At 53.2% G+C, this 10,539-nt stretch carries 13 protein-coding genes; 4 read left to right on the forward strand and 9 right to left on the reverse strand.

Features of this window, described 5'->3' with window-relative positions:
• The first annotated feature begins 230 nt into the window (after positions 1 to 230).
• The 4 genes from JK199_RS15505 (at position 231) to JK199_RS15520 (ending at position 2,975) form a co-directional block, all read left to right on the forward strand.
• Positions 231 to 515 carry a transposase gene (locus JK199_RS15505; protein WP_342356348.1) on the forward strand — a complete coding sequence of 95 codons (285 nt, stop codon included), beginning with the start codon at positions 231 to 233 and terminating at the stop codon, positions 513 to 515.
• Between the two features lie 344 nt (positions 516 to 859).
• Positions 860 to 1,195, forward strand: coding sequence for a hypothetical protein (locus tag JK199_RS15510; RefSeq protein ID WP_212377600.1), 336 nt, complete (start codon positions 860 to 862; stop codon positions 1,193 to 1,195).
• Positions 1,196 to 1,513: 318 nt separating this feature from the next.
• Positions 1,514 to 1,984, forward strand: a complete 471-nt coding sequence (locus JK199_RS15515; RefSeq protein WP_212377603.1) for a hypothetical protein — start codon at positions 1,514 to 1,516, stop codon at positions 1,982 to 1,984.
• Positions 1,985 to 2,270: 286 nt separating this feature from the next.
• Positions 2,271 to 2,975 (forward strand): hypothetical protein, encoded by a 705-nt coding sequence (locus JK199_RS15520; protein ID WP_212377606.1) that lies wholly within the window; start codon positions 2,271 to 2,273, stop codon positions 2,973 to 2,975.
• A gap of 516 nt (positions 2,976 to 3,491) precedes the next feature.
• Here the strand turns inward: JK199_RS15520 and JK199_RS15525 are convergent.
• From JK199_RS15525 to JK199_RS15565, 9 genes are all read right to left on the reverse strand, one after another.
• Positions 3,492 to 3,875, reverse strand: coding sequence for a VOC family protein (locus JK199_RS15525; RefSeq protein WP_077929819.1), 384 nt, complete (start codon positions 3,873 to 3,875; stop codon positions 3,492 to 3,494).
• Entirely contained in the window at positions 3,872 to 4,024 is a 153-nt protein-coding gene (locus tag JK199_RS15530; RefSeq protein WP_212377609.1) for a hypothetical protein, read from the reverse strand. The genes JK199_RS15525 and JK199_RS15530 overlap by 4 nt, the downstream gene beginning before the upstream one ends.
• The gene (locus JK199_RS15535) at positions 4,021 to 5,109 is read right to left on the reverse strand and encodes a flavin monoamine oxidase family protein (protein ID WP_212377612.1); all 1,089 of its coding nucleotides are present in this window, start codon (positions 5,107 to 5,109) and stop codon (positions 4,021 to 4,023) included. Before JK199_RS15535 ends, JK199_RS15530 begins: the two co-directional genes overlap by 4 nt.
• 13 nt (positions 5,110 to 5,122) lie before the next feature.
• Positions 5,123 to 5,605 (reverse strand): DUF2938 family protein, encoded by a 483-nt coding sequence (locus JK199_RS15540; protein WP_212377615.1) that lies wholly within the window; start codon positions 5,603 to 5,605, stop codon positions 5,123 to 5,125.
• A gap of 18 nt (positions 5,606 to 5,623) precedes the next feature.
• Complete coding sequence (locus JK199_RS15545) at positions 5,624 to 6,310, reverse strand: cupin domain-containing protein (RefSeq protein WP_212377618.1); 687 nt, start codon at positions 6,308 to 6,310, stop codon at positions 5,624 to 5,626.
• 3 nt (positions 6,311 to 6,313) lie between these two features.
• On the reverse strand, positions 6,314 to 7,060 hold the full coding sequence (locus tag JK199_RS15550) for an SDR family oxidoreductase (protein WP_077929823.1): 747 nt from the start codon (positions 7,058 to 7,060) through the stop codon (positions 6,314 to 6,316).
• Between the two features lie 155 nt (positions 7,061 to 7,215).
• Positions 7,216 to 8,157: a LysR substrate-binding domain-containing protein gene (locus JK199_RS15555; RefSeq protein ID WP_212377621.1), complete on the reverse strand. Its 942-nt coding sequence runs from the start codon at positions 8,155 to 8,157 to the stop codon at positions 7,216 to 7,218.
• Positions 8,158 to 8,594: 437 nt separating this feature from the next.
• Complete coding sequence (locus tag JK199_RS15560) at positions 8,595 to 9,212, reverse strand: CPBP family intramembrane glutamic endopeptidase (protein ID WP_212377624.1); 618 nt, start codon at positions 9,210 to 9,212, stop codon at positions 8,595 to 8,597.
• Between the two features lie 397 nt (positions 9,213 to 9,609).
• Complete coding sequence (locus tag JK199_RS15565; protein WP_212377626.1) at positions 9,610 to 10,245, reverse strand: hypothetical protein; 636 nt, start codon at positions 10,243 to 10,245, stop codon at positions 9,610 to 9,612.
• Positions 10,246 to 10,539: the final 294 nt, after the last annotated feature.

Here is a 10,539-nt window from a genome sequence, read left to right on the forward strand (position 1 = left end):
GCGGGGTGGAGCAGCCCGGTAGCTCGTCAGGCTCATAACCTGAAGGCCGCAGGTTCAAATCCTGCCCCCGCAACCAAATCAGTTTTTAAAACCCCGCTAAGTCAACGGCTTAGCGGGGTTTTTTGTTGCGCACAACACGACACGCCTATCAAATTCTCCATCATTTCAAGGGTTTAACTCCTGCAGGTTCAAATCAGGGTCCGTGACACCCGCAACCAACTGCTTCGTATATTGGCGTAGAGGGGCGGGCTCCGGCGTACCGGGGCGTAATCAGGCGCAGGAGAAAAAGGGAAGGGGAGATTGGGGCCTCAGGCGGAGGCATGCGGAAACTTGCGAGACAACGAAAGAAGGTCGAAATGCTGTTTGCTCACCTCAAGCGCATTTTGAAGATCGATCGGTTGAGGCTCAGAGGATCAAACGGTGCCCGTGATGAGTTCCATCTCGCCGCAGCTGCTCAAAATCTCCGCAAAATGGCGAAACTGATACCTCCCGGAGCGCCTGCCTTATCCACCTGAGGCAAGAAAGCTGCACTTATGTCGAAGTGGCTTGGCAACACTTTCACTCTTCACCATGTGTTTTTCAACACTATGGGGGGTAGCCGGAAGGTCTGGTTTCGGCCGGAAAAGGTAACAAGCGGAAATTTACGGCGTGCACTTTCATGACAGCTATCGACCCGTTGCCCTCGTTCCGACGCACCCGGGCCGATCCTAGCAGTCCACCGACGGTTTGCGCGCCGTTCGTTAATCCATTACGTCATGGAATGCGCAGTAGCAGGCATTGGCAGTCCCCTCCTTCGGCTTAGGCTTGACCCTTATCACCAGTGCTGGGGCGCATTTCGCTCCACAGACAGAGAAAGCACATGTCAGACGCAATCCGCACTTACAGCACCGCGAAGGGCTACGTTCAATCAGCATACCTGATCATGACGAACCCTAGCCGCTTCCAAGTTCCGGACGATACGACCTTCATTCTCTCGTACCATATGCTGCTCGGCTTTGCTGTTGAGTTGTACCAGAAGGCATATCTGACTAATACCGGCCACACCGAGGCCGAGCTTCGCAGTGGCGCTGTGAGGCATAATCTAAAGAAGCTGCTTGAGCTCAGTGAGGCCGACAGCTTCTCTCTACCGGCTGCCACAAAACTGGTCGATTACCTTAACGACCAGCACAGCAGCTTTGAATATCGCTCTATATGAAACCCGACAGCTTGTACTGCCTCCGCGACCAAGCGGACGTGTTTACCGAACTCGATAACCTAGATGCATATGTAGATAGGGAGATCGGCGCGTCGGTCTCAAAGGAGAAAACGCCATCGAGCGGTGGGTGGGTTGTGCCGGACGGCTACAACGTTTGGCGTATTCCGCCCAGGACCGTCTAACTCTCGGGGAGTGCATAAGGTCGGCTAAGGAGAAGACAGCTCACTATCAGTGTGTGTTACTATGTGGCTGCGTTTGATATATAAATTGAATGTGGTTTAATGTATTATTTTCTTATTTCGGAAGACAAATATAACAATGACAAAAATAATTCTTATAAAAGGATCGACAAACTCTCATAAGACTGGATCGGCCCGAGAATTTGCGTCAAGTTATCTAACGAGTTTTACTTACATCGGATATTCCCCCACAACTCCAACCGGAGGTTTATCGGGAATTCCGGCGACGGGCGATTTTGTCGCGGTAGGGACCTACACCAAAAATGGTATCGCGTATACCGTGGGCGTTGCAAGCGCTGGTGATACCGGCACATTAATCGACACAAATGTAGCATATTTCGGATCATTGCCCAACTTAGATATCATTGTGACTTGCTCGAAATCGTCCGGATCATCGGTCGATAGAATATTGCATCATATTTATGATCCGACAGGGACTTTTTATGGCTCTTTACTGCACGTAACCAGTACCTTCAAGTTCGCAGCAGGAAGTCCTAATATTGTCATTGATCAAACTCGTGTCGTAAATGATATAATTCAATTAATTTAAACCAAAATTATAGAATAACGGTGCTTTCCGTCGATCGTCGGGGAGACGGTTTAACTTACGCTTTTGCACGTAGTTTAAGGGCTGCCGATGACTGAAATGCGGCGTGAACAGAAAGTCGACTATTGGGAAAGGAGGACGGAAAGCAACCGTTTGCAACGATGAATTCAAGCGACGTTTAGCGGCCTCATCCAAGCGGCAGGCGCAGTCGGCTCGACGATCAGGTGCGTTGATCAGCAACGGCGTTCCCGGCAGGTTAGTCGAAACTCCACTCAACAAAGGTTTCCATATGCCTGCCAACGAACTCCTCCTGACAATCGACTACAAGGAGCCCGTCGGGGCGACCGTGTTGGGCGAACTGCTATCCGCGATCGGCAACGATTACAGGCGACTCTACGGATGCGAGTTGATCGTCACCGAGATCCGCCAAGGTTCGATCATCGCAATCTTGAAGGAGATCGCGGATAATGCCGATTCGATCAATCACCTAGTTGACTTCCTAAAGAATATTGCAGGCATCAAAAACCTCCTCTTGGGTAGCAAGGGTAAGAAGGGTTCGCGATCTAAGACGACCAAGACAATAAGAGCCATTGCTAACACGGCACTAAAAACGGGCGGCGAAGTATACATCGAGCACGAGAGTGCAAATGGCGAGAAGCTCAAGGTGCACGTCAATCCGGGCGAGGCGCTGCTGATTGTTCAACCACCTCGAGATCGCGCACGTTATGCAACGCCGCGTATCGTTTCGCAGGCAATCAGCGAGGCCTCACTAGATGACGGCTTCATCGCTGATCTTGCTCGTGTAGCATTCAAATCTCCCGCCGCTGGGGGTGACGTGATCGGCGTCGATAATAATCCACAACTCCAACTTCTACGTGAACTGATTGCCGCTATCCGCAGCCGTCCAGACGGTGAGCAATGGATCGCCAAAATCGCGCGGGATCTGCGAGATCGAGGTCATAGCGTCGCGGCGCAAATGCTGGAAGGCTTGTAACGCCTCATCGATTAACCGGCGCCACAAAGCTTGGACTGCCCTGCGCGTTTTTGAATATCTCAAGCGGACGTCGTGTCGTAGTCCGGACCACGACGTCCTACCACGCACGCAGCTAATCGGCAGGAATGTCCAAAACTCAGTCTATCACGGTTCGCCTGACAATGTCGGCTTTTGGGCAGCCGTCACAATCGCTTTTATGACCGACATGAGGCGACTGTTGCCTGTCTGCTCCTGTATCATTGAGCAGACAGGCCGATCAGGGGGGGGAAGCAGACAGTCGGCTTCCAGATCACGATTTAAATTACCTGAAATTCAGACAGATAAAAATTCATAAGACAGTTTTTTAATTCGGGTGCATATGATTAGGTCTGGAGTGTGATGTTCTACACTCTGATAGCAACTTTAAGCCGCCCAACCAGCCAGGCACGCTCGTCTTGCATCTGAATGGTGAAGACTATCTGGTTGGACGGGCGGTGCCTCTCGCAAACAATAGACCGATAAGCACCTTTCCCAGTTTTATTCCGCTGCGAAACAATAAGCGGCGATCTTGTTGCCTTCAGGATCACGTGTGTACCCGGCGTAAGCGTGGGGTGCCCAGTTCCGCGGCCCCACAGCGCCTTCATCCGGACCTCCCAGCGCAAGTGCCGCTTCGTGAAAAGCATGGACTGCCGCATGCGTCGCGGCTTCAAAGCTGATCGTTACGCCATTGCCAACTGTGGCCGGCTGACCGTTGATCGGTTTAAGAACAAAAAAAGAAGGCTTGCCGTCGCCCCAGATGCTGCCCTTATCTCCCAGATCCGTGATACGGGTCCAGCCGAGTGTTGCCAGCACCTTGTCATAAAAATTACGGGCAGCTTCGAGATCATTTGTGCCAACCGTAACATGTGTAAAGGTGGTCATTTTTCTCTCCTTTTTTCTGAAACCCCACGTAAAATGGGATGCATTTCCGGCACCCTGAAGTGCGGTTGCCTTTCTCTCGCACCGGAAAATTCTTGAAGCGGAAGGGCTTGGATCATGAGTCCGACCATTTCATCCTTCTGGGCCGTCATCCGCATACGTCTTCTACAGCACTTCTGGCTGCAATGATGGCACCTGCGAGGTAGCCAGGCTCCTGCGAGCTTGTTTCGCTACCTGCCAGTGTCAGCCTCTTTCGCCAAGCTCCTGTGACCCATGGCTCATTCGTAGCTGTAATATGACCGCCTGCGGCGACGTCGGCCTCAGTAGCTGTCAGGGGATCCGTCGCCCAATCCTTCAACAAGGTCGCCTGCGGCTTTGCCGCGAGTGGACCAAACAGACGGCCTAACTGCCCGGCACAGGCTTTCGCGAGCGTCTCCTCGTCAAGCAGCCGTCTCTGGGCGGCTGGCACGCCGATAAACCCCATGAGGGCTGCTTTGCCAGAGGATGTGGTTGCATCGTGGATTTCGACCATTGGCCCGACCATGCTTTGTGCTGTGCCTGACAGCCCCTCATCCCGCCAGAACGGGCGCTCATAAAAAGCAAAAAACTTGGCGTGGGGCGCCATCCAGGTTGGGGTATCCCGCCAATGCGCGGTATCAGCCTTCTCCAGTGCCGGAGCAAATGCGACGGTCGCTTCGAGAAGTCGGGGCGGCAACGCCGCAATGACATGTCGCGCCATGATGGTTTCCGCCCGCCCTTCAGAAGGCTGGCATGTGATATTTACCTCTGCTTCCATCAACGTCATTGCCGTCACACGGCGGTTCAGAAGCAGACGATCAGCAGGTATGTCGCATGTCAGAGCGTTTATAAGGCGCAGGGTTCCTCCAATCAGTCGTCTCGAGGCCTGTTCCTGTCCCATGTCACTGAAACGATGAATAGGCTCGCGGGACATACGCTCGAACAGAACGTCGCCATCGGTATTCTGTGTGAAAGACGAAAGCCCAAGTTCAGCGATCAACTCACCGATGGCCGGTTGGATGTGGGGCCAGTACCAGGAGGCACCGAGGTCAAAGCCATCTTCTGTTGGTTGCCCTTTGTCATCGACTGTCCGAATGCGCCCGCCTAAATGTGCCTGCGCTTCTATCAGCACGACATCAATCGATGCCTTGCGGAGAAGACGGGCCGCGTACAACCCCGACAGACCACCACCGACAATGGCGACATCGCATGTAATCATTTGACGGGTCCGCTTACTTGCGACGCAGGATCAGGGCCGTGGCATACATACCCAGACCGAAGACTGAATGTCCGATGACGCTTTTGATCCGCGTCGTCGTGGGCTGCGGTGTTTTCGAACCCGCTACGCCCAGCCCCATACCTGGCATCATGATGAAATAGGGCGCGACTAGAAGCATCCAGACGAGTTTCAGGGGTGTTCCGAGCGTTGGTCGGGAAAACCACGTAGTCCCGCGCCATGCCAGAACACCCAATCCATAGCCGATGCCAATGGCATAATGGGCGGACCATCCAATTGCTGCTTCAGCCCGAACCGGACAGGCTTTCCTCATGTCAGGCTGGACGAATTGCCCCTGTGTCATATGCCCAAGCCAGCGGCCAAACATGGGCCAGTTGGTAACAGGCTTGCCCGTAATCCTGCCCATTGCTGCGGCCCACACATCAAGAACAACTGTTCCACCAACACCGACTAAAACAGCTTTGAGACACGGTTTCATGCCTGACCTTTCATCGTATTAAGGGGTTGCATCAAAGGCGCAGACATCGGGATGCAGCAGGGGCGCAGACTTGAACCAGACGCGTGCACCTTGGGTGCCAATCCGGGCGTCGAAAGGCATTCCTGCCGGCAGGCGTAGCCAACTCCACCGTGTCAGTTCATCTCCGCCTTCCGTGAAGCAGCCGGAAAGCACGAGCAGTTCCAGACCATCGGGATTGACCAGCACCTGATGTGTGTCAGCCTCCCAGTCCTCTAAAACGACCTTTTCTCCGAAGCCTTCAAACAGTAATCGAGAGGCAGTCACACCGGAGCGGAGAGGCAAGACTTGTCCTTCACCAGGGCGACACACGACGCGCTCCCGATCATCTGCGGCAAATTGCCAGAGCCGGACGAAGATCGTGCAACCATCTGCACTACCGGGCGCATGACTCGAACCTGGCGGATTGCGAACGTACGTTCCAACCGGGAAATCTCCGGTCTCGTCTTGAAAGACCCCGTCAAGAACCAGAAACTCTTCGCCACCAGAATGCGCGTGACGCGGAAACAGACTGCCGGGTGCATAGCGCACAATCGATGTTGCCCGCGCTTTTTCTGCTCCAAGCCGAAACAGCATGCGACGGTCGACACCCTGCGTCTGACTTGGCACCCAGTCCAGCGACCCGGCATTGACAAGGGTTCGTTTGGAAAGATCTTCATTTAACAACATGATTTATAACTCTGCTCTTCCGCCATCGACAACGATCTCCGCACCCAGCATGTAGCTTGATGCCTCACTGGCCAGAAACAGAACGGCAGCGGCGATCTCATCCGGTCGCCCCATACGTCCGATCGGTACCTGTTCTCCAACACGTTCAGAATAGGCGCGGAACGCGTCTTCGGTTTGATTGGCACTGCGGTGGATAGGCGTTTCAATGGAGCCCGGACTGACAGCATTCACACGGATCTTTCGATCCAGCAGTTCGGCTGACATCGTGCGAGCAAAGGAACGCACTGCTGCCTTCGAGGCAGACAGGATTGCCCGTCCCGGTGTGCCCACCTGATTGAGCCATGATGTATTGAGAATGATCGAGCCACCCTCGCGTATGAGGGGCAGAAAAGTCTGGACAGTGAAGAAAACGCCTTTAACGTTGACGTCCATCATACGACTATAGGCGGTTTCGTCGGTGCCCCCCAGAGGTGTCCCGTAAGCGAGCCCCGCATTGGCGAACAGAATGTCTAGCGCACTGTATTCCTGTTTCAGGCACTCGGCGGCGCGCTCCAGATCTTCATTGGACCCGACGTCGCATTGAAGAGGCAAAACGCGATCCTCACCGAGGTCCACGACCGCTTTGTCGAGCTTGTCCTGCGAGCGTCCCATAATGGCGACACGTGCGCCCTGTTCAAGCAGTTTACGGGCAGATGCCAGTCCGATCCCGCTAGAACCGCCTGTAACAAGTGCTGTCTTTCCGCCGAGCATCGACTTGTCATCCTTGCTACTTCCAACTGAAGGGCACAATGAATGACAAACTATAAAACCACGACGCATTTCAACGACATCGACGACAAAGAAAAACTTTCTCGTCTATCGTCTTCTCTCACCGATCCGGACACCATTCTCTTTGGGAGACCGTTTCAGATTTCGGAAGGCGTGTTTTCCGGCTGGAGCGCAATTTTTGTTGTTAGCCAGTCATGAAAGGCATTCACCTCATAGCGCCGTAATACCTTGTTCGTCGCCACGACATAATACGCCCATTTCACTGGCCAGCGTTGGTCTGGAAGAAGATGAACGAGCCGACCGCTTTCGATCTCTAGCGCGACCAACCTTTTCCGGACAAGGGCTACCCCGCGACCGGCAACTGCTCCCTGAATAACGGCAGCGGCTGAGTTAATGCTGAACCCGTGATCAGTCGGCGCTTCAGCAACACCGGCCTGTGTCAGCCATTTTTCCCATGTGGGGAAATCACCCTCAGGATGTCCAGAGCCGTCATGGATCAAGGTCTGGGTGGCGATCCAGTTCGCATCAACCTTTCCATGCGAGGGTAAGAGACGCTGATGGCAGACGGCAATAATTTCCTCGTCCATGAGATAGGTAGCCTTGACGCCTTTCCAGGCCCCCATCCCGCAACGAATGGCAATGTCAGCATCTCCTTGTGTCAGGTCCATGACACGATCAGAGACGTCCAGACGGACGTCGATGTCTGGATATGCCGAGGTAAAATCGTTTAGGCGAGACAGAAGCCAGTTGGCGACCAGAGCCTGAGAGGCGGTGATCACCACAATGGAGCGCGCTTTACGTCCTTTTAGCGTCTTCAGACCGGCCTCCAGCAGGTCCAGACCATGCGCGATATCTCTGAGGGCTTCGCGTGCTTCTTCTGTGGGTGTCAGGCGTTCACGCCCCGAGCGCGAGCGTTTAAAAAGAGGACAGCCTACCCAATCTTCAAGTGAGCGCACGAGTTGGCCGACTGCCGCTGGCGTGACATCCAGTTCGGAAGCCGCTCCCACGAAGCTGCCATGTCGGGCCGCGGCTTCAAGGGCTTGCAGTGACTTTATTCGGGTCAGGAATCGCATAATCATGGAATATGCGACTTTGCTTCATGCAGAAAGATTTAACGACAAGGCTTACGGATTGCGAGGGAACGATCACGTTCTGCTTAGTCCGCTAGATTACCCCTTATGACGTCGAGAGCGGACACAACATTCTCAATGTCAAGCAAATGTGCCATCGTACCTAATTCGATCGACGCACGCTTACGTTTGGTGAATGTCAGCTTTCGGAAAACTATTTCAATTGTATGTATGACCGACATGACGGCGGAGAGCTGTCTGTCTGCTTGCTACGCGCTAAACGGACCTACCGGTTTTGCCCTGACCTTGCCCGAACTGCCCGCGCGAGACACCGGAAGTGGACATCTTCCGTAATGCTGACGTGGTAGCCCGGCTGGATTCTGGGGCGTTGGTCTGCAGGTGCCGAGACGGGCGAACGCCGGCTCCGGCCCGGTAGGCTAGCGCTCTCAGTGGTGCCAGGCGGCGCCTGTGTAGAAGAAGCGGCCGAGGCCTACGGTGAAGATCAGGCAACCATAGAGACTGTGTTCCAGGCAAGTCAGGCGCAGCGACCGGTGACGTGCGTAGTCGCGGGCGAAGAGCAGGCCGCCGACGGTGGTCATGCCGATTGCGATCCAGTTCAGGAAGATCACATGGGCGAAGCCAAAAGCGAGTGCGCTTGCGATGATGATGCCTGTGTCGCTGCGGAACAGCGAGCGATATCGGGCAAACAGGAATGCGCGGTAGAGCACTTCCTGCGGCCATACGGACAGCACCGGATAGAGCACCATGATCAGAAGCCAGAACCGCGGTTTTTGAAGCGGCAGGCTGAGGAATGTTTCTGGCCAGAACCATGCAGTCAGCGCCACAATAACCGGCGCGAGGATCGCGAAACGCAGGAAGATGGCCCGCAGCTCGCGACGCACGTCATGAGGTTGCGGCTTTTCGCCCCGGATCGCGAGAAACGCCACGATAGCCGCCACCCAGATGAGTCCGAACAGGATGCCGGGGCGGCGGAGTTCGAGGACGATAAGAGGGCCACCGAGATAGAGAGCAGCGAATTCGACGGCGAAGCGAAGGAGAGGCATGTGTTTCGAGTTTGGCACAGAAATGCAGCGGCAGCTATCGCCTCATGTAAGATATTTTAGACATCGGACTAAGCACTGAAAAGCGGCCATTACTTCCCCGATGAACGGTTAACGTTTCTTGTGTCTTATATTGCCTGATATTCTGTCTTCCAGATTCTTTAAAGAGAACGAAATCTCCTTCGTCTGCGCGTTGCGTGACATTAAAACGCATGAATGAAGACACGCTGACTGGGTCCTTCTCAAGACGTTGTCCGGAACATGAATGATTTTATCAACCATGTTTTAGAAAACTTTATTTTTTGGGAGAGAGAACATATGTCTGGGATTAAGTTCGGTTTAGTTGCATCTATCTCCAAAGACTTGAGGCAAGATCATCATTGTGATGTCCGCTTCGTTTTTAGAATATCCGATACACCTCGTAGCGCAATTTAAATACACCCTTGGTAAGCATAGAAATTCCTGGTATTTCCTGTGTAATACTCCACTGATTTTCAAGGGTTGATGCATTTACGGCGGTACCTCCGACATCAAGGATAATACCAATATCAGCAATTACGTAATCAGCGCCCGCCGGCACTAAATCTGGATTAAAATTATCCCATCGAAATTCTCTCAAGGGAAGTTTTTGAATTTCAGGTGGCATAGCATAGCGTAAGAAGCCTGCCGCCGGGTCATATCCTGAATAAAGAGGCTGAAACTCGTAAACACTGACCGCTGTGCGAAGACCCCATATACTACGAATTTCTCCGAACGCTGGTAGAACGTCTATTTCATGGATAGTGTTTTTAAGGGAGTCTTCTTCGCAAAATGGCCCGTTAATAATCCGCGGATGTTTGATGTCGCCCCAAAATTCTTCACGAGGATGTAGTATCTCTGTCTCATCCGGCATGAAGCCAACGACTGTGCCGTTGCTACAATGAATATCAAGAAACACTTCGTTGAGTACGCGGATATGAGAGACATTCTGCCCTCTCAAAGAGTTAATAAGATTAAGGTCAAATTCAGAGAATGATATAGTCCTGACCAGCATCATTTAACTCTTTTCTTTTGACTTCCACTATATCTCGACTTTTGCTTCGTGGCTATACTCATCCTCGTTTGAGGAAACCGTCCGCTTCCGGGCTTCTCAAACCTTAAGCGGACATTCGGCTTCCCCCCCTGATCGGCCTGTCTGCTCAATGATACAGGAGCAGACAGGCAGCAGTCGGCCTCACAGTCGACACTCAAACGGGCATGACAGTCTCCCGAAGGCCGACATTGTTATGTGAAGCTCTATGAAGCGTGTTTGGGATATTCGAGATAAGCGGCTCTCGAATCATGAATAGGC

The organism is Acetobacter persici, from assembly GCF_018256955.1.
Taxonomy (GTDB): Bacteria; Pseudomonadota; Alphaproteobacteria; order Acetobacterales; family Acetobacteraceae; genus Acetobacter; species Acetobacter persici.

Excerpts from the sequence above, each read along its gene's own strand:
- JK199_RS15530 (WP_212377609.1), bottom strand. The coding sequence starts at position 4,024 with ATGACGGCCCAGAAGGATGAAATGGTCGGACTCATGATCCAAGCCCTT.
- JK199_RS15560 (WP_212377624.1), bottom strand. The coding sequence starts at position 9,212 with ATGCCTCTCCTTCGCTTCGCCGTCGAATTCGCTGCTCTCTATCTCGGT.
- JK199_RS15515 (WP_212377603.1), top strand. The coding sequence starts at position 1,514 with ATGACAAAAATAATTCTTATAAAAGGATCGACAAACTCTCATAAGACT.
- JK199_RS15540 (WP_212377615.1), bottom strand. The coding sequence starts at position 5,605 with ATGAAACCGTGTCTCAAAGCTGTTTTAGTCGGTGTTGGTGGAACAGTT.
- JK199_RS15555 (WP_212377621.1), bottom strand. The coding sequence starts at position 8,157 with ATGATTATGCGATTCCTGACCCGAATAAAGTCACTGCAAGCCCTTGAA.
- JK199_RS15550 (WP_077929823.1), bottom strand. The coding sequence starts at position 7,060 with ATGCTCGGCGGAAAGACAGCACTTGTTACAGGCGGTTCTAGCGGGATC.
- JK199_RS15525 (WP_077929819.1), bottom strand. The coding sequence starts at position 3,875 with ATGACCACCTTTACACATGTTACGGTTGGCACAAATGATCTCGAAGCT.
- JK199_RS15535 (WP_212377612.1), bottom strand. The coding sequence starts at position 5,109 with ATGATTACATGCGATGTCGCCATTGTCGGTGGTGGTCTGTCGGGGTTG.
- JK199_RS15520 (WP_212377606.1), top strand. The coding sequence starts at position 2,271 with ATGCCTGCCAACGAACTCCTCCTGACAATCGACTACAAGGAGCCCGTC.
- JK199_RS15510 (WP_212377600.1), top strand. The coding sequence starts at position 860 with ATGTCAGACGCAATCCGCACTTACAGCACCGCGAAGGGCTACGTTCAA.
- JK199_RS15565 (WP_212377626.1), bottom strand. The coding sequence starts at position 10,245 with ATGATGCTGGTCAGGACTATATCATTCTCTGAATTTGACCTTAATCTT.
- JK199_RS15545 (WP_212377618.1), bottom strand. The coding sequence starts at position 6,310 with ATGTTGTTAAATGAAGATCTTTCCAAACGAACCCTTGTCAATGCCGGG.